Annotated in this window: 19 protein-coding genes; 2 read left to right on the forward strand and 17 right to left on the reverse strand. The window is 33.9% G+C overall.

The genetic code is table 11. The features are described from left to right. Nucleotides 1–90 precede the first annotated feature (90 nt). The 3 genes from M2098_RS08815 to M2098_RS08825 are packed head-to-tail and all read right to left on the reverse strand — an operon-like array spanning nucleotide 91 to nucleotide 3,086. Nucleotides 91–693 (reverse strand): MBL fold metallo-hydrolase, encoded by a 603-nt coding sequence (locus M2098_RS08815; protein ID WP_280683771.1) that lies wholly within the window; start codon nucleotides 691–693, stop codon nucleotides 91–93. 45 nt (nucleotides 694–738) lie between these two features. After that, entirely contained in the window at nucleotides 739–888 is a 150-nt protein-coding gene (gene rpmG / locus M2098_RS08820; protein ID WP_134169236.1) for a 50S ribosomal protein L33, read from the reverse strand. Nucleotides 889–947: 59 nt separating this feature from the next. Further along, nucleotides 948–3,086 (reverse strand): penicillin-binding protein 2, encoded by a 2,139-nt coding sequence (locus M2098_RS08825; protein ID WP_280683768.1) that lies wholly within the window; start codon nucleotides 3,084–3,086, stop codon nucleotides 948–950. A 133-nt stretch (nucleotides 3,087–3,219) separates the two neighbouring features. Between M2098_RS08825 and ispG the strand changes: the two genes are divergently transcribed. After that, nucleotides 3,220–4,278 (forward strand): flavodoxin-dependent (E)-4-hydroxy-3-methylbut-2-enyl-diphosphate synthase, encoded by a 1,059-nt coding sequence (gene ispG, locus M2098_RS08830; protein WP_280683766.1) that lies wholly within the window; start codon nucleotides 3,220–3,222, stop codon nucleotides 4,276–4,278. A 49-nt stretch (nucleotides 4,279–4,327) separates the two neighbouring features. Here the strand turns inward: ispG and M2098_RS08835 are convergent, their stop codons facing one another. Together M2098_RS08835 and M2098_RS08840 are read right to left on the reverse strand one after the other, a co-directional pair. Continuing rightward, complete coding sequence (locus M2098_RS08835; protein ID WP_280683764.1) at nucleotides 4,328–5,188, reverse strand: deoxyribonuclease IV; 861 nt, start codon at nucleotides 5,186–5,188, stop codon at nucleotides 4,328–4,330. Next, entirely contained in the window at nucleotides 5,188–6,543 is a 1,356-nt protein-coding gene (locus tag M2098_RS08840) for a DEAD/DEAH box helicase (RefSeq protein ID WP_280683763.1), read from the reverse strand. The genes M2098_RS08835 and M2098_RS08840 overlap by 1 nt, the downstream gene beginning before the upstream one ends. 107 nt (nucleotides 6,544–6,650) lie before the next feature. Here M2098_RS08840 and ispH point away from each other — a divergent pair, with 107 nt between their 5' ends. Then, on the forward strand, nucleotides 6,651–7,544 hold the full coding sequence (ispH, locus tag M2098_RS08845) for a 4-hydroxy-3-methylbut-2-enyl diphosphate reductase (RefSeq protein WP_280683762.1): 894 nt from the start codon (nucleotides 6,651–6,653) through the stop codon (nucleotides 7,542–7,544). Nucleotides 7,545–7,586: 42 nt separating this feature from the next. Here ispH and M2098_RS08850 read toward each other — a convergent pair whose 3' ends face one another. The 12 genes from M2098_RS08850 to M2098_RS08905 all read right to left on the reverse strand — a co-directional run bounded on the left by M2098_RS08850 (nucleotide 7,587) and on the right by M2098_RS08905 (nucleotide 17,681). Beyond that, nucleotides 7,587–8,366, reverse strand: coding sequence for an ABC transporter permease (locus tag M2098_RS08850; RefSeq protein WP_280683761.1), 780 nt, complete (start codon nucleotides 8,364–8,366; stop codon nucleotides 7,587–7,589). Continuing rightward, on the reverse strand, nucleotides 8,366–9,139 hold the full coding sequence (locus M2098_RS08855) for an ABC transporter permease (protein ID WP_280683760.1): 774 nt from the start codon (nucleotides 9,137–9,139) through the stop codon (nucleotides 8,366–8,368). Before M2098_RS08855 ends, M2098_RS08850 begins: the two co-directional genes overlap by 1 nt. Next, nucleotides 9,136–10,101 (reverse strand): ABC transporter ATP-binding protein, encoded by a 966-nt coding sequence (locus tag M2098_RS08860; protein WP_280683758.1) that lies wholly within the window; start codon nucleotides 10,099–10,101, stop codon nucleotides 9,136–9,138. The genes M2098_RS08855 and M2098_RS08860 overlap by 4 nt, the downstream gene beginning before the upstream one ends. Before the next feature lie 95 nt (nucleotides 10,102–10,196). Continuing rightward, nucleotides 10,197–11,432: a hypothetical protein gene (locus M2098_RS08865; protein WP_280683756.1), complete on the reverse strand. Its 1,236-nt coding sequence runs from the start codon at nucleotides 11,430–11,432 to the stop codon at nucleotides 10,197–10,199. Between the two features lie 63 nt (nucleotides 11,433–11,495). Further along, nucleotides 11,496–11,675: a 30S ribosomal protein S21 gene (gene rpsU / locus M2098_RS08870; RefSeq protein WP_067423774.1), complete on the reverse strand. Its 180-nt coding sequence runs from the start codon at nucleotides 11,673–11,675 to the stop codon at nucleotides 11,496–11,498. A gap of 79 nt (nucleotides 11,676–11,754) precedes the next feature. Further along, nucleotides 11,755–12,186 carry a GNAT family N-acetyltransferase gene (locus M2098_RS08875; RefSeq protein ID WP_280683753.1) on the reverse strand — a complete coding sequence of 144 codons (432 nt, stop codon included), beginning with the start codon at nucleotides 12,184–12,186 and terminating at the stop codon, nucleotides 11,755–11,757. Beyond that, the gene (locus tag M2098_RS08880; RefSeq protein WP_280683752.1) at nucleotides 12,187–13,644 is read right to left on the reverse strand and encodes a UDP-N-acetylmuramoyl-L-alanyl-D-glutamate--2,6-diaminopimelate ligase; all 1,458 of its coding nucleotides are present in this window, start codon (nucleotides 13,642–13,644) and stop codon (nucleotides 12,187–12,189) included. It lies immediately after the preceding gene. Nucleotides 13,645–13,654: 10 nt separating this feature from the next. After that, nucleotides 13,655–14,932: a tRNA (N(6)-L-threonylcarbamoyladenosine(37)-C(2))-methylthiotransferase MtaB gene (gene mtaB / locus M2098_RS08885; protein WP_280683751.1), complete on the reverse strand. Its 1,278-nt coding sequence runs from the start codon at nucleotides 14,930–14,932 to the stop codon at nucleotides 13,655–13,657. Then, nucleotides 14,929–15,684: a hypothetical protein gene (locus tag M2098_RS08890; RefSeq protein WP_280683750.1), complete on the reverse strand. Its 756-nt coding sequence runs from the start codon at nucleotides 15,682–15,684 to the stop codon at nucleotides 14,929–14,931. Before M2098_RS08890 ends, mtaB begins: the two co-directional genes overlap by 4 nt. A 9-nt stretch (nucleotides 15,685–15,693) precedes the next feature. Then, nucleotides 15,694–16,416, reverse strand: a complete 723-nt coding sequence (locus tag M2098_RS08895; protein ID WP_280683748.1) for an RsmE family RNA methyltransferase — start codon at nucleotides 16,414–16,416, stop codon at nucleotides 15,694–15,696. Between the two features lie 33 nt (nucleotides 16,417–16,449). Then, on the reverse strand, nucleotides 16,450–16,893 hold the full coding sequence (locus M2098_RS08900; RefSeq protein ID WP_134170662.1) for a MarR family transcriptional regulator: 444 nt from the start codon (nucleotides 16,891–16,893) through the stop codon (nucleotides 16,450–16,452). 56 nt (nucleotides 16,894–16,949) lie between these two features. Further along, nucleotides 16,950–17,681, reverse strand: coding sequence for a pseudouridine synthase (locus M2098_RS08905; protein ID WP_134170663.1), 732 nt, complete (start codon nucleotides 17,679–17,681; stop codon nucleotides 16,950–16,952).

The raw sequence follows: 17,681 nt of genomic DNA on the forward strand, positions 1-17,681 counted from the left end.
ACCTCTTGTGCAATACAATCATTGTATTACACAAGACACTACGCCGCAAGCAGCGGGGAAATGCCCACGAATAGAGCTATGCTCTATTTATTATAGATATGGATTATTTTGTTTTTCAAAATCTAGTGTTGTGCTTGGACCATGTCCTGGATACACTATGTAATTTTTTTCAAGCATTTTTATCTTTGCTAGTGTTTGATTCATTTTATTGCTTGAACCAGTCGCTAAATCCGTGCGACCAATTGACATTTGAAAAAGCACATCCCCACTGATGATAAAATCAGCAAAGATCAGCAGTACACTTCCTTCTGAATGCCCAGGAGCTTCGAAAACTTCAAAATCGAAGTTACCAATATGTTCATGCATTTGATAACTCTTTGTATCAACATCCACGACAACATGATTTTGAAATCGATGGGATCCATTTATATTTGGATCTTTTAACATACGCTTTTCATGTTCACTTACATACACTGGACATTTGTATAGTTTTTGAAAATGTTCAACACCTGCAATATGATCAAAATGTCCATGCGTTAATAAAATCGCATCAACAATGCCATTTGCTGCTGCAATATGTTCAGCAATTTTACGACTTGATCCACCTGGATCAACCATCAGTACATGATTATCATTCCATATTAAATAGCAATTTGCTTGAATATCACCTAAAGGATATGTTTCTACTTTCATTGTGCTCTCCTTCTCATAAGAAAAAGCCCTTTTCGGGCTTCATAATTATTTCTTTTCTCTGTGTTCAGTCTTAGCGTTACATTTTGGACAGAATTTTTGAGCCACCATACGTTCTGGTTGCGTCTTTTTATTTCTTGTGTTGATGTAATTTTCCATCCCACATTTTGTACATTTCAAAGTAATACGATCTCTCATCTGAAAATCCTCCTAACTCTTTAGCGTTTCCTATTGTATCATATACATTTAGTAAAAGTCTACTTCTTATTTTCAAAATAGTACTTAGCGATTTTACCTACTGGAGCACCACATACATTGCTTCCTAAGTTGCTTGAGTTACTTGTATAGTTTGGCGCAATACAACTAATTGCAATTTCTGGATCTTCATATGGTCCATAAGCAACAATAGAGTTCGATACAGTATTGACACTTCCACTTTCTAAATACACATCATTGTCTGCAGTTCCTGTTTTTACTGCCATCTTCACACCGACAGCTGCATCACTAACTTCTTGTGGACAAATTCCCGCTTTTCCATCAATTCCTTCAATACAACCACGCATTCCTTCTTGCGCACGCGAAATATACGTTTCAACGCTTGTTCCTTTTAAAGTAGATAGAATGTTTGCCCCCATTTTATAAATTACAGTATCTGGGTCATTAACTTCAGTGACTTTATCTAAGAAGTGGGTTTGTACACGTTTTCCACCATTTGCGATAGTTGCTACATATTGTGCAAGCTGCATCGATGTGTACGTATCATATTGACCAATTGACATTGCCATAATTTTCCCATGTTCTTCTGTACCACCAATAGCTCCGACTCCTTCAGTAGGTACATCTAACCCAGTTGTTACCCCAAGTCCAAACATATTGTAATACGTACGCATTTTCTCAAATGTACCTTCTGCATATGGCATTGCCATTTCTGGTACATACGATTGCATCCCTGCCATACGTAAAGCGATAGTTGCCATATATACGTTACTTGATACCGCAATTGCTGAACGATCCGTTAAAGCTCCCCATGTTTGATAACTTTTAAATGGATCCGTTCCTTGAAATTTTAGTGGTTGGTCAATAATCACTTCTCCAGGCCCTACAACACCTTCTTCAAGTCCCATATATAAGGTTGCCATCTTCACTGTACTTCCAACACGTTCGGCATTTAAATACGTTCCACTTGGAATTGATTCAATTTCTCCATCTTTATTCTTTTGAATACCTGCGGTTGCAAGTACTTCACCAGTATTTACATCTAAAACGGTCATGTACATATTATTGAAGTATTCCGTATCACTTGAACGGCTATTTATCGCTTCTCGTAACAGACGATCTGCTTCTTTCATCATTTCAACGTCAATAGACAACGTTAGATCATAACCACTTTTCCCTGCATTGTTTTCGTCTAATTTTGCAATTCCTTCACTATCATAACTAATATCATAGTCTTTGCTTGTCCCAACCAGGAACGATTCATATTCTTTTTCAATCCCTGAAATTCCAATGCGTTGATTCATTGCATAACCAAGTCCTAGGTAATATTGCATATTCTCTGAAGGTAAACCTTGCGTTTGATCGGATACACTTCCAACAATAGATTTCACAATTGGGTTATCATTATCATAATACACACGTTCCCAATCATCACGATATTCAAATCCTGGATATGTACTACGATTTTCTAATAACTTAGCAATTTGTTCATTCGAAACACCTTCTTTGATAATTTTAAATTCATTTTCAGGTGCTTGATTCATTAACATATAGGTTAAATATAACTTCTTTGTATTCTCATCTAAACCAGAAATATCCATACGTTCAATCTTCAATGCATAAATATCATCGTTATCAAGTTTTCCTTCATTTGCTTTTGTAAGTTCTTCTTCTGTCAAAAGTGAATTAAAGTTTTCTTTATGCAATTGATATTCATGTAGATAATGCATGTCTTTTAATTGACGCTCAGTAATCGCAGCACTTTCAACGCCACGTGAATTTGTCTTTGTTAGTGACATACCAAAGTCCGTAAGAAACTTTTCAGCAAGTTCCCACTCTTCTTTTGCTGTTATGTTTTCAGGAGGATAATAAAATATTGACAATGATTTTTTCGAAGAAGCTAATAAAACTCCATTACGATCTTTAATGTCACCTCTCGGTGGTGCAAATGCTTGTCGTTTCATTGTGAATGCCTCTAATTTAATGGCATATTCATCTTGTTTTACCAATTGGATATTTACCAATTTTATCGAGATAATCGCAAAAGCGGCAACAATAAGCACAATAAAAACACGTGCTCGTATATTGATTACTTTTTGTAGATCATCTTTCTTTGCAAATATATTACTAGATCGTCTACGACGATCTTGATCACTTTTTCTAAATGGATTTGTTATCATAAGCCTTGTCTCCAGTCCAAGTTATTATAGCATGATTCTTCTTTATTTCTTGCTTATACATGTGAAAAAATACTGAAAATTGATTCTTACTCACATTTACAAAAAGAGTGGTATAATGCGATTAGGTGATAATATGAAAATAAGAGAAAAAACAAGACCCATTCAAGTTGGTAATCTAACTATTGGAGGGCAAAATAAAGTCGTAATTCAATCGATGTGTTCGATTAAAACAAGTAAAATCAAAGAAGTGGTGGAACAAATCTATCGTTTAGAAGATGTTGGCTGTCAACTAGTTCGTGTATCCGTTATGGATGATGAAGATGCAAAAGCAATTAAAGAAATTAAGAAATTTATCCACATCCCTTTGGTTGCAGACATCCATTTTAACTACAAGCAAGCAATTGCTGCAATTGTAAATGGTGCAGATAAAATCCGTTTGAATCCTGGTAATATCGGTTCAAAAGAAAATGTGCAAAAAGTTGTCAATCTTTGCAAAGAAAAACATATTCCAATTCGTATTGGAATTAACTCTGGTTCGCTTGAAAAAGATATTCATGAAAAATACGGTAAACCAACAGCTGAAGGTATGATTGAAAGTGCATCTCGTCATGTAAAGATATTAGAAGATATGGAATTTTATGATATTTGTCTATCATTTAAAAGCAGTGATGTACAACTTTGCATTGATGTGTATCGATTAGCCGCAAAAACCTTTGACTACCCATTGCATTTAGGAGTAACCGAAGCGGGTAACTTTGCAATTTCATCTATCAAAAGCAGTGTTGCTTTAGGAACCTTACTAGAAGCAGGTATTGGAGATACAATGCGTGTTTCTGTCAATGGTGAACCTGAAGATGAAATCTTTATTTGCAAGCAAATTCTTAAAGGTTTACATTTAATTGACAATGTTGCAAATTTAGTTGCTTGTCCTACATGTGGACGTACGCAGTTTGATATCCGTCCAATTGTTGATGAAATGGAAGCCTATATGCGTACAGTCGATAAAGATATTACTGTTGCAATTATGGGGTGTGCAGTTAATGGACCCGGAGAAGCTAAACATGCAGATATTGCGATTGCTGGTGGAGTTGATGATGGTTTGCTTATTAAAAAAGGTGAAATTATAAAACGTGTGAAACAAGAAGATATGATTCGCGTATTAAAAGAAGAAATAGATGCATTTGAAGGTTGAGTTCGCTCAGCCTTTTCTAATACAAAAAACATCCACATAAATGCAGATGTTATTCGATAATATTCACAAACGTTTTTGTTTGTAGCATTTCTATTTCTTCTTTATATGGTGCGTTTCCATCAATCCATGGAGTTTCAAGAATTTTCACTACATGGTCTACACGCGGATGATTGGCAATTTTACATAGTGTATCAAAACCAAGTTTTCCATGTCCTAGATTTGCATGACGATCTTTCTTTGCACCTTTTTCATTCTTTGTATCATTTAAATGAATACAAACCAAACGTTCTAAACCAACAACGTCATCAAAGTGATCAAGTAACGCATCAAAATCAGCTACATCATATCCCGCATCATGCATATGGCATGTATCCATACAAACACGTAACATCTTTTGATGTTTACAGTGATCAATGATGTATTTCAATTGTTCAAAAGTATAACCAAGTTCACTTCCCTTGCCCGACATGGTTTCAAGTGCGATATACACATCCTCATTGCCACTAAGTGCTTCATCAAGTCCTTTTACGATTTGATCTAAACCGACATCTTCACCTGCTTTTACATGACTTCCTGGATGCAATACAAGGTATTTCGCACCAATTGCACGTACGCGTTCAATTTCTTTTTGTAAAAACTCAACAGCAAGTTCATATGTATCTGCTTTAAGTGTGTTGGCTAAATTGATGATATATGGTGCATGGACAATCATTTGTTCCATCGGTATTTGATGTTCATCCATTAAAGCTTTTGCTTCATCAATTTTCATTTTCTCTAGTGGTTGTCTACGTGTATTTTGAGGAGCACCTGTATAAATCATACAAGCATTTGCTTGATAAGATAATGCTTCCTCAACACTTCCCAAAACAAAGTTTGGTGCTTTCATTGAAACATGAGAACCAATCTTCATTATTCTTCACTTCTTGACGCAATTTGACGCGCTTTCGCTTTCTCTTTTGCTTGTTTTTTTATTTCTGTTTGGATCAATGAACGCTTGTGTTTACGTTTTAATTTTGCAACCTGGATTTTTTGCTTTTTCTTATATCCTGGTTTTACTTTTTGTTTTTTGTTTTTTACAATTTTAGCAATTTCTTTTTCTAATGGATCATCGTTACGTTTACGTTTATAGAAAATCGGTTTTAATTCACTTAACTCATTTCCAACTACTCGATAATGGTCAAAATGAATTCCTCTTTGTTGAAGGATTCGAATTGCAGCTTCATCTTTCTCATTATAAAGGGCATAACAAATCCCTTGTTTCCCAGCACGACCTGTACGACCGGCTCTATGAATATAGAAATCAATTTCTTTTGGGAATCCAAGTGAGATGACATGGCTTACCCCTTCAATATCCATACCACGTGCTGCAATATCACTAGCAACGATGTAATTGTGTTTACCTAATTCAATACCCTTCATCGCAGAACGACGTTCACGACTTGTTAAATCACCATGTAATTCAATAACACCATATCCTGCACTACGCATCTTTTCTGTTGCTTCACTTGCCTCTTGTCTTGTATTGGCAAAAATCAAACATAAGTATGGATGGAATGTTGGTAATAGTTTTAACAACATCGCACTATAACTATGATGCTTACAAGGAATCAAAATATGATCGATTCTTGGTTTAAATTTCTTATCTACTTTGATATCAATTGTTTCTGGTTGATGCATGTATTTCTTTAAAAACAAACGAAGTTGTTCAGGTACTGTCGCACTAAATGACATCATTTGCACTTTACGCATACGCGAACAAATTTGATCAATGTCTTCTAAGAATCCATATTCCAATGTCATATCTGCTTCATCGACTACAAACATTTTAGCAGTTTGTAATAATAAACTTTGTTCATTCAAAAACAAGTCTTTTAAACGTCCTGGCGTACCAATAACAACATGAGGTTGATTACGCAATTGCGCACTCATTTTACTTTTTTCAGTTCCCCCTGTAATTAATTTAATACGAATACGCTTGTTGACTTTTTGCATGTCCAACGCTTTTGTATAAATTTGTAAAGCTAGTTCTCGTGTTGGTGCACTTACAACTGCTTGCACTTCATTTTTCTCAACATTGATTTGATTGAAAATAGGAATTAAAAATGCATGGGTTTTTCCAGTTCCCGTTTGTGAGACACCAATTATATCTTTTCCTTTTAATGCTAAAGGAATTACTTTTTCTTGTATCATGGTTGGTTCTTGAAAATGATTGTTTTCAATAAAACTAAGAACATCTCCATGTAACTTTAAATCTGCAAATTTCATTAATTTACACCTCGTTTCTACTCTTGCTAATTCATTATAACACATGTGTTCATGCGAAAAAAAAGCAATAGGGTTACATTTTAACACAAAGTCGTTATAATGTAGACATGGAAATTATAAAAGTTAGCCCTAGAGGGTATTGTAAAGGCGTTGTACGCGCAATTCAAATCGCTAAAGATACTGCAAAGGCATATCCAGATACACCTATTTATATCTTGGGTATGTTAGTGCATAACACATATGTAAAAGATGCTTTGAAAAACTTAGGCATTGTCACACTTGAAGGTGATAATCGAGAAGAACTGCTTAATCAAATTGACACAGGTATTGTGATTTTTACAGCACATGGTATTAGTGATACCATTCGAAATAAAGCAATAGAAAAAGGCCTTCATGTAATTGATGCTACTTGTCCTGATGTCAAACGTACGCAAGATCTTGTTGATAAGCATGTAGCAGATGGATATGAAGTCTTATACATTGGAAAAGCAAATCACCCTGAAGCAATGGCCGTAGTAGATGGAAATCCAAAAATACATTTGATCACAAGTATTGATGATATCAAGCAAGTACACATTACTTCAAAAGTATTTGTGACCAATCAAACAACTATGTCAATTTTCGAAGTCGCTGACATTTTTAAACAAATCAAAAGTAACTATCCACAAGCGGTATTTGCTGAGGAAATTTGTAATGCAACAAGAGTACGACAAGAAGCAATCGCAAATTTAAAAGGTGTAGACACCTTATTGATTGTTGGAGATCGTTCAAGTAATAACTCAAAACGTTTAGCAGATATAGGAAAACAAAATCACATTGATCGTGTATATCTTGTCAATGATGTCTTAGATGTGCAAGCACTTGATTTATCAAGCAGCAAGGTTGTTGCAGTATCTTCTGGTGCAAGTACTCCAACCTATCTAACCAATCAAGTAATTCAGTATCTTGAAAACCCAGAAATAAAAGTAGACGCTATCGATATATCTTGTATCTTAGGATAAAGAAAGCTGTATGTATTTGAATATCAAATACGTACAGCTTTTTTACATGATATCTAATGTAGCATCAACTTGTGCCTTGCGCATAAAATACTGATATAAAATGATTCCAATCAAAAACAGTATGCATGTATACACAAATTCTTGTATAAGTAATGGTACAATCATCTGAAATTGCGCACCCTGAACAAGCAGATCAATCGCTTGTAATCCACGCGTTACTGGTAAGGCATATGCTATATATTGAAGTAATGTTGGTAGCTTTGCTACATCTATATTTGCACCACATAAAAAGAGCATACTCATCGATATTACATTTAGTAGCATATTGATATCACTTACAACCAAACAAATACTACTTAGTACATAACCAAGTGCAACACATGCAATCATAGAGACAAAAATACATAGTAAAATTTCCACTAATGGATATTCAATGATTTGCACTTGAAATAAAAGTTGTCCTACAACTAAACCAAATAGTGCAGTTAATACTGCTTCAAACACATAGCATATTCCTTTTTCTAAAAAGATTGATAATGGATGCTTTGATGAAGCAACAATGAGTCGTAATACTCCTTGATAACGATCTCGAATGTACATAACCCCCAAATCACCAAAGGTACCAAATGTACAGATAAGCATTGCATTACCAACCACCGTAATTGGTAATCGCTGTATTCCTCCAGTATACGTGGCAAGTAATGTAAAAAACAACATTTGCATCACTGGAGAGATAATTTTAATGAGTAAAAATGTTTCTATATCTAAATAAGAGTAGTTACTTTTGAAAGATAGCCAGGTAATTTTACATATACGTTTCATTAAAACACCTCCAAAGATGCATGTTTTCGTACATGCTTATCCATTTGTATGAATAGAATATAACCAATGATAAAATATACCAGACTAAGTCCAACAAGGATCACAATCTTATAGATAAATTGCTGCATATCTGGTATAGATAATACACTTTCTCGTAAAATATCAACTGCATATGTAGGAAGTAATAATTTAGAGATTGGCTGTATCCAGTCTGGTAATATAGAAATTGGAAATGCCATGCCACATAAAATAAAAATTGGATACTCTAAACAATTCATAAGCGTCCCACCCTTTTTGGAGATTGTAAAGACTGCCGCAAAAATAAAAGCAACAGCCACAAAAGATAAAATCACAAGTGGAACGATAGCTAAAAATAATAATGGATGTGCAATGGTAAATGGACTTTGAAAAATAAATGTTGCCACTATATATGAAATCACAAATGGAAATAAACCAATGCACGTATTCCCTAGGATTTTTGCTATCACAATTTTTGTAAAGTTTGTTGGTGATGCAAATAGATATGGTAGTGTATTCATCCAACGTTCTCTATCGATATCGCCTGCACTCGAAAAAACAATACAACTCCAAAACGATAACAAACCTGAGCCTAAAACTACATATGCACCAAAATTCGTTTCCTTAGTTTGCTTAAACAAAAAGTATGTAATACATGTGTAGATAATTGGTTGTACAAGCATCGTAAATTGAAACATCTTTCGTGCAAACGAGTTTTTCATTTGTACAACCATTGTTTGTGTAATACTTCTCATATGTTTTCCTCAATTATGCGAATGTATACATCTTCAAGTGAATCCTCTTTTTGTTGGAAACCAAGCAAACCATAATTTGTTAACTGTTTTATAAAATTATCTCGCACAACCATATTTTGTAACTTTACATGCAGTTGAATGACTCCTTGTTTTTGAATATACGATTGGATTTCTATGTCATGTGCTTGTTGCCATGTTATAAGTTGTGTTTCTGGTAGTTCTTTTATAGTGGCTTCAATTTCGATTACATCACGAATTTGCTTTTTCAAATTCACTGGAGTATCTAATGCTATAATTTTACCTTCTTTAATAATCGCAATTCGATCACTTAATATGTCTGCTTCATTCATATCATGTGTTGTTAGTAAAATTGTTGTACCTGCTTGCTTTAACTTTTGAATGATATTTCTTAAATCTCTAGCACCGATTGGATCTAATCCTAAAGTTGGTTCATCTAAAAATAACACTTTTGGATTATTGATTAAGCCTCTTGCAATTTGTAATCGCTGAATCATCCCTTTCGAATAGGTTTCAACTTTTTGATCTTTTGCCTCCATCAAGCCAACGAGTTCAAGTAACTGGTTTACTCGTTTTGTATCACTTGTACAATCGATATGATATAGCGAAGCAAAGTAGATAAGATTTTCCTTACCTGTAAGTCTTCGATACACACCTGATTCCCCACCAAAAATAAAATTAATATGTTCTCTGATTTGCTTTGCTTCTATGTAGCAATCCTTACCTAATACGGTTGCTTTCCCACTTGTAGGTGATAGCAAAGTTGATAATATTTTAATTGTTGTGGTTTTCCCTGCTCCATTTGGTCCCAGCAAAGCAAACACTTCCCCTTTATTCACTTCAAAACTTATGCCATCAACAGCAACTTTATCTGTTTTTGTTTTATGTATGATACCTTTTTTACGTGTAAATACCCGTGTTAGTTTTTCTACTTGTATTTGCATATTATTCCCCCTTTGTCATTAATCGTATCATCATTCAAAAAGGGTAAACAAAAACTGATGATTATACTAAATTCATCAGTTCTTTTGCTTATTTATTAAAATTCGTCAATTTTACTTAGAAACTGTTCGAGTTTTACATAATGCTTTGTCATACGCACATTTTTTCGTAATTCTTTTAATACCAAGTCATGCATATATTCCATCTTCATGATTTTGGGACATGCAAGTTCTTTTAAAATATAGTCTTCACGTTTTCCACAATCTTTTGGATCCAAAGTAAAATATGTATAGATTGCACGCTGTTGCTCACTTAGTTTATCATAAACTATAGGGTCCACTTGGATTAATGAGTCTGTTTTATGTAAACAATAAAAATAATAACTCAATATGTATGTCATCATATTCGGATCAAGTCGTAAACATTCTTCAAATATCATCTTTGCTTTTTCATATGAAGCTGTACGATTGTACATTTTCCCCAAGAAATATAAATAACTTTTCCTTGCATGATTAGGCAATTCATAGGTTGTAAACATGTACTCAATTTCATCTATAAGTGCTTCATTTGCAATCCCTAACAAATTATTATATTTTAGTTGGTATTCTTTTATTTCTAGTAAGCGATAATAATTCTTTTGTTTAGTAAATACATCCATCAGTTTTTGATACATTGCATCCACCTTATCAAGGTGTACTTGATTATCAATATAATAGTACATACGAGAGACTTGCTCCAAAGGATGATCCTGTAATGTATCTATAAAATCTTCAGTCTTATGAGTTTGATGAGTAATAATCAAATAATTATAAATTGCAGTTAGCAGCATTTTTTGTATCCACTGCGGATATATATCGTAAAGTGTATACACACGTTCCATTTGTGATGCATCTACAATTGAATGTTTTACACGCATCATTTCATGAATCATATGAAGTACATATGCAAGTTCTTTTTCATATGCATCATCTGTATTAAAGGTAGCTAATAGATGCGTAATCATACTTGCTACTGCATCATAATCTCCATACATATATGTTTCAAGTATTCGCATGCCATTTTTCGTAAATTCTTTTTTATATACAATGGATGTCGCTTGATATGTAAGATTCAACTTTCGTAATAGTTCGAGATAAATATCTTCATTTTTTACAGGAATGTCATTTGTCAGTTTGCGATACGTCGTAGGCGAACATATCGTAATCAATTCTCCTTGTACAAGTCGTGATGAAAAGTATTCTTTTGCATATTGTTTATCTTTCGTTCCAGCAAAAAGTACATTTCGATGATATTCAATAATTTTACCCAAATATAACTTTGTTTGATGATTCATGTGTATAGTGTAGCATAAACCAACATTAAAAAAACACACCTTTCGATGTGTTTCACTTTGAAATTATTTTCCGCGGCGAGCTTTACGAGCTGCTTCAGATTTCAATTTACGACGAACTCCCGGTTTTACATAGAACTCACGTTTACGTGCTTCAGCAAGGGTACCGTTTCTTGATACTTGACGTTTAAAACGACGTAAAGCGTCATCAAGCTGTTCGTTTTCTTTTACGATAACTTTTGGCATGGGTCTCAACCCTCCCTTCTGAATTACTAGGCTAATTATATACAATACGCGCAAAAAATGCAAATGTTTTCAATTAGAATTACTTGTTTTTTTGATTTTTTAGACGTTTTACTAAATAATATCGTGTGGTTCCTGCAAATGGTACATCTTCTAGCTGTCCAAAAACTTGAAACCCTTGTTTCTCATAAAATGGTTTTGCTTGAAAGGATTGTGTGGTAACAGTAAGCGTATGACAGTCGCTATGTAAAGCAAAGTCTTCTACTACTTGTATCAATTTTTGACCATATCCTTTGCCTCTTGAAGTTGTATGTAGTGCCAACAAAGAAATATGTAGTTCCTTTGCATGAATATTTCCAGTAATGCCTCCTTGATATAACCCATCTTCATAAAGTGCGTATGAAAAGGATTGATTTTGCACTTCTATAAAGAAGTGTTCACTTCTTTGTGCATCCAACAAGTTTGAAATTCTCGTATTATTATCTATCAGATCGATATTTTTTATTTCAATCATTTAACTAATGCTACTTCCTAAATAGTAACGACGAATAATTTCGCGTGCTGCATTATGATCACCAACCCATGGTGAGCGACCTTCCTCACGATACATAAATACCTCATCACCTTTACCTAATACAAGAACAGTATCATTTGGATTTGCTTGTTCGATTGCTTGGCGAATTGCACCATAACGATCTTCGATATAAATACTACGTGCATCACCTTGGATACCAGATTTGATTTGGTTGGCAATTTCACGTGGATCTTCATCACGTGGATCATCTTCTGTCAAAATGATTGTATCGCAAAATTTACTTGCAACTTCTCCAAACACTTTTCGCTTATCCACATCTCTACGACCTGCACTTCCAAAAACCGCAATGATTGATGAATCTTCAGGTGTAATAGAAGTCGCAAATTGGAATATCTTCTCTAAACCATCTGGTGTATGTGCAAAATCCACAATTACATTAAATGGTTGTCCCTCATCGATAATCTCTAAACGACCCTCGATTTGATCAATGGTACCAACATATTTAAGCACTTCCTCAATTTCAATTCCACTTTCAACAATAGCAGCAATCGCAGCTAATAAGTTGTAGATGTTGTATTCAGCAACTAAATTGGTTGTTACTGGATAGACTTTTTCTTTATGTACCAAGGTAAATGATGATTCCTTCATTGATAAGTGCAAGTTTTTTGCAAGATAATCACATTCATGATGGATTCCATATGTGACAACTTTACCATGACATACGTCAGCTAGTTCTGTATATTTTGGATCATCAACATTTAGTACACTAATGCCATCTTCCTTTAAATTACTGAAAAGTTTGCTTTTGGCATGAAAGTAGTTTTCTATTGTTCCATGAAAGTCTAAATGATCGTATGTGAAGTTTGTAAATACAGCAATATCAAAATCAATGGCATCAACACGATGTTGTTCTAAGCCATGACTACTTACTTCAAGCGCTACTGCTTTTACACCATCATCTACCATATCGCGTAATGTACGATTCAAAAAGATCGCATCTGGCGTTGTTAGGTTTGGTTGCATTTTTACGTTTTTATACTCGATTGAAATCGTACCAATATACCCACATGGAGCAAAATGATCATAAATATCTTTGATGATATTTGTAACTGTACTTTTCCCATTGGTTCCAGTTACTCCAAATACTTTCAGTTCTTCACTCGGATAATGGTAGAATTTGTTGATTACTTGATTTAGTGCAGTATCGACATTTTCAACCTTAATATATACAACATCATCTAAAAATGTCTTGATATCTTCACTGTGTACAATTGTTTTTGCACCCTTCTTTACTGCTTGTTTAATGAACTTATGTCCGTTTGTCATAATTCCATCTAGGCAAAAAAACATTCCGTTTTCTTTTACACTTCGTGAATCTGTGTATAGTCCACTAACTTCTATATCCGGTGCATCTTTAAATATCTCAGATAATTTCATTTGACTCTCCTTATTTTGCGACAAGTATATCACCATCACGACCTGTCGCTTTTACGACAACCATTTGGTTAACAAGTTGCTTGTCTGCTTTCACTTTGACTTGGATATACTCACTACTATGTCCATAAGCATAACCGTCTTTTTCATATTCAAATAAAACTGCAAGTTCCTGATCGATAAAACTATCAAGGTACGTTGCATATTGTTGCTTACTTTGTTTACTCAATAAAGCACATCGCTCTTTTTTTATGGTTTTTGGTAAGTGATTTTTCAATGTTTCAGCTTTTGTTCCATCACGTTTTGAGAATGGAAATACATGCAAAAACGAGAAATTCACATCGCGTACAGTCTCTACGGTTGTTGCTACATCCTTTTCACTTTCTCCAGGAAAGCCCATAATCATATCACTGCTTATAGATATTGTAGGCATGATTGCACGAATCTGCTTTACTTTTTCTTTAAATGCATCGATACGATATGGTCGATTCATCGCTTGTAAGATTGTATCACTTCCTGATTGAATGGGAATGTGTAAATGCTTTGCAATTTTATCCTCACTTGCCATAAGTTGTAACATCTCATCTGTTATTTCATTCATTTCAATTGATGAAATACGAATCCGCAACAAGCCATCAATTTTCACCATCTCTTTTAATAAAGAAACAAGGTTTTGCGTGTTTCCATCACCATACCGACCTGTATGAATTCCTGTTAATACAATTTCCTTATGTCCACTTGCTACCAGTTGTTGTGCTTGTTTGATTGCCTGTGGTAACTCAATAGAACGCTCTTTTCCTCTTGCGTATGGAATAATACAATAGCTACAAAATTGATTACAACCATCTTGGATTTTCAAAAACGCACGTGTCTTTTCATGAAATTGTTGCACGTGTAGTTTTTCAAACGTTTGCAAATCATCATAAGTTTCTACAATGTTTGCTTTTTCTTGTTTTTTAAATGTTTGATCAATTACGGTTGCTAGTTGATCTTTATTATTACTACCAACAAGCAAATCAACATCCAATTGTTGTGCCTGTGCATCGCTTTGAACATAACAGCCAACCACACAAATAAATGCATTTGCATTTCTTGTCTTTGCTTGGTTGATTTTTTGTCTTGATTTTTGCGATGCCGTATTGGTCACAGCACACGTATTAATAATATAAATATCTGCAACTTCTTTGAAATCAACTTCTTGATATCCAAGTTGTTGCAGTTGTTCTACATAACTTTCACTTTCGTAAAGATTTACTTTACATCCAAGTGTTGCTATCGCAAATCGTTTCATGAGATTCCTTTCCGTAACATCCCTATTAGTTTCTTCTTTTCCTTTGGTAAAATCAATTGTTCATCCATTAATGCATTCACAAACACCTCAGTTGAATTATGAAAAAAAACATGACTTAATTTCATCAACGTACTGATATCTACATCTACAGGAAAACTAATATGTTGGACAAGTTTTTGATCTTTAATAAAATACAAACAACGTAATTTTGCATCATACAAAGCAAACATATTTGCTTCTTCATATACTTTTTTTGCACTGCAGAAATCTTCATCATAAAATACGTTTCCATACATGGAAATATCATGCATTGCATTTTCAAATCGTTCCTTATAATATCCATATTTCTTGATATCATAAAGAACCATCTCATTATGATAAATCTCATTCATTCGTTTATCAAAAAATGGTACATAAATAGAAATTCCATCAACAACTCGTTTTGGTAAATTTGGTTCAATTAATTCCACTTCACGATTCATTAAACGTCGTTTCTCATCATAATTTAATGTTGAGTAAAAATCGACCATTTTTACTCGTGTCTCGCTATGGCAATTTTCAAATGCTTGTTTATTCTCAATTCCCTTAGCAATAATTTCATTGTGAAAGTAATCATAAGCATCATGAAATGTATAAGGAATCTTCCACTTCTTAAAAAGTCGTTCCATTTCTTCTTTTTTTGCTTTTACTTCTTTTTGCTTATAGAAATTCTTATCATATGCTTTATGTAATACTTCAAATAATTTGTCCATGCAATACTCCTAATCCAATACGACAAGTGTGGTATTAATCGCAGCCATTGCAGCTGTTTCCGCACGATAAATACGTTTGCCTAACGAAATCATTTCATATCCTTGTGCTTGTGCACTTTCACACTCTTGTTTATCAAAACCACCTTCACTACCAATGACAATCGTTACAGATTGTACTTCTTTGTTTGCTAGTAAGATATCCTTGATATTTTGACTGATACTATCTGCATCTTCATATGCAAATAGGTTTAATTCACTTTTATATTCATGCAATTGTTTCATTGAGATTGGTGCTGTTACTTGTACTAAGTGATCACGTTTACACTGTTCACATGCTTCAAGTGCAATCTTGTTGTAACGTTCCAATTTCTTTTCTACTTTATCATGCAATTTTACAATAGTTCTGTTAGAAATTAAAGGAATAATCTGATCCACACCAAATTCACATGCCTTTTGAATACACATATCCCAGCGTTCTCCTTTGATCATACCTTGAATCAAAGTTACTTTAATACGTTCTTTATTACTTTTCGTGGGTTCAATAATACGTGCAAACACTTGATTTTGCTGGTAGCTTATAGTTGCTAAAAAGCCGTCTTCACTTGCATCAACAACTTTTATTACACTACCTTCTTTCATGCGCAGTACTTGTTTGATATGTTTTTGTTGCTCTGAAGTAAAATTCACTAAATCATTTACTTTAAGATTTTCTTTAATAAAATACTGTTGCATTATACTCTCCTAATATGCGAAAAAAGGTAGACTCTACCTTTCGTCTTCTTTATATACGCGCTTTAAATTATTCACAATTTTCTTTGTTAGATGAATATAGGCGTCCATTTCTTCATCAGTGAAATTGTTATATTTCTTTGTGATAAATTCATCAAGAATCATGTCAGATTGAACAAGTTGTTTAGTTCCTTGTTTTGTAATTGTTAAACTCGTTGCTCTTGCATCATTTTCATGTGCATGAACTTCGACTAACCCTTGTTTTGCCAAACGACGAATGGATACACCTACAGTTGCACGTGAAATCCCTAGATACTTTGCAATATCTAGTTGCTTACAATTTTCATGTAAATAGATATATGCAAGAATCTCCGGTTGTCCTTGATGTAAATCACACTTTTGCAAGCGCTGATATTTTAGTTTATTTTCCAACCAATCCATTTGTTGTTCAAGATTGAATAACTCTTTATTTTTTAACATGCTCTTTCCTTTTCCTTCGTTTGCAATGCAAGCGCATTATGTCTATTGTTTGACAATTATGTTTTTGAACCTTCCGTTGCCATTTGTTTTAACTTTTTGACTTCGTATGGTTTTAAGATACGATATTCCCCTTGACGTAAATCATCAACTTTAAGATTTCCAAGTTGTTTACGATGTAAACGAGTTACATGATATCCAAAGTGTTCAATCATACGTTTAATTTGACGATTTCGCCCTTCCACGATTGTTAAGTCCAAAGACATTTGATTTTTCTTGTGATCTTTTTCTGTCACTTTATACTTTGCAGGTAATGTTTTATGTCCATCATCTAAAACAATCCCACTTTTTAGTTCCATCAATTGTGGTGGTGTTAAAATGCCATTTAATGTAAGATTATACGTCTTTGGTAAATGATATCTTGGGTGAGCGAGTGTATTGGCAAAATTTCCATCATTTGTTAGAATCAAAACTCCGCTTGTATCATAATCCAAACGTCCTACACTAAATAAACGTTCATTGCTATCCACCAATGAAAACACTGTTGGACGATCAAATTCATCGCTATTTGTACACATCGTTTTCTTTGGTTTATTCATTACATAATATACTTTGTTTTCTTTGGTGATACTTTTTCCATCGACTTGAATCGCATCGCCACGTTTTACGATATATCCCATTTCTTTAAGGACAACACCGTTTACTTTGACACGACCTTGTTTAATCATTTCTTCTGCTTTACGACGACTTGCGACTCCACTAGCCGCGATTACTTTTTGTATACGTTCCAT

The sequence above is a fragment of the Breznakia sp. PFB1-19 genome (assembly GCF_029893935.1).
Lineage (GTDB): Bacteria > Bacillota_I > Bacilli_A > Erysipelotrichales > Erysipelotrichaceae > Breznakia > Breznakia blatticola.

Bases quoted from the DNA above. Each gene is read 5' to 3' on its own strand.
- M2098_RS08880 (WP_280683752.1), bottom strand. From the start codon at position 13,644: ATGAAATTATCTGAGATATTTAAAGATGCACCGGATATAGAAGTTAGT.
- M2098_RS08835 (WP_280683764.1), bottom strand. From the start codon at position 5,188: ATGAAGATTGGTTCTCATGTTTCAATGAAAGCACCAAACTTTGTTTTG.
- M2098_RS08850 (WP_280683761.1), bottom strand. From the start codon at position 8,366: ATGAAACGTATATGTAAAATTACCTGGCTATCTTTCAAAAGTAACTAC.
- M2098_RS08865 (WP_280683756.1), bottom strand. From the start codon at position 11,432: ATGAATCATCAAACAAAGTTATATTTGGGTAAAATTATTGAATATCAT.
- M2098_RS08895 (WP_280683748.1), bottom strand. From the start codon at position 16,416: ATGCAACAGTATTTTATTAAAGAAAATCTTAAAGTAAATGATTTAGTG.
- rpmG (WP_134169236.1), bottom strand. From the start codon at position 888: ATGAGAGATCGTATTACTTTGAAATGTACAAAATGTGGGATGGAAAAT.
- mtaB (WP_280683751.1), bottom strand. From the start codon at position 14,932: ATGAAACGATTTGCGATAGCAACACTTGGATGTAAAGTAAATCTTTAC.
- M2098_RS08860 (WP_280683758.1), bottom strand. From the start codon at position 10,101: ATGCAAATACAAGTAGAAAAACTAACACGGGTATTTACACGTAAAAAA.
- M2098_RS08875 (WP_280683753.1), bottom strand. From the start codon at position 12,186: ATGATTGAAATAAAAAATATCGATCTGATAGATAATAATACGAGAATT.
- M2098_RS08825 (WP_280683768.1), bottom strand. From the start codon at position 3,086: ATGATAACAAATCCATTTAGAAAAAGTGATCAAGATCGTCGTAGACGA.
- M2098_RS08905 (WP_134170663.1), bottom strand. From the start codon at position 17,681: ATGGAACGTATACAAAAAGTAATCGCGGCTAGTGGAGTCGCAAGTCGT.
- M2098_RS08900 (WP_134170662.1), bottom strand. From the start codon at position 16,893: ATGTTAAAAAATAAAGAGTTATTCAATCTTGAACAACAAATGGATTGG.
- M2098_RS08815 (WP_280683771.1), bottom strand. From the start codon at position 693: ATGAAAGTAGAAACATATCCTTTAGGTGATATTCAAGCAAATTGCTAT.
- rpsU (WP_067423774.1), bottom strand. From the start codon at position 11,675: ATGCCAAAAGTTATCGTAAAAGAAAACGAACAGCTTGATGACGCTTTA.
- M2098_RS08855 (WP_280683760.1), bottom strand. From the start codon at position 9,139: ATGAGAAGTATTACACAAACAATGGTTGTACAAATGAAAAACTCGTTT.
- ispG (WP_280683766.1), top strand. From the start codon at position 3,220: ATGAAAATAAGAGAAAAAACAAGACCCATTCAAGTTGGTAATCTAACT.
- ispH (WP_280683762.1), top strand. From the start codon at position 6,651: ATGGAAATTATAAAAGTTAGCCCTAGAGGGTATTGTAAAGGCGTTGTA.
- M2098_RS08840 (WP_280683763.1), bottom strand. From the start codon at position 6,543: ATGAAATTTGCAGATTTAAAGTTACATGGAGATGTTCTTAGTTTTATT.
- M2098_RS08890 (WP_280683750.1), bottom strand. From the start codon at position 15,684: ATGGACAAATTATTTGAAGTATTACATAAAGCATATGATAAGAATTTC.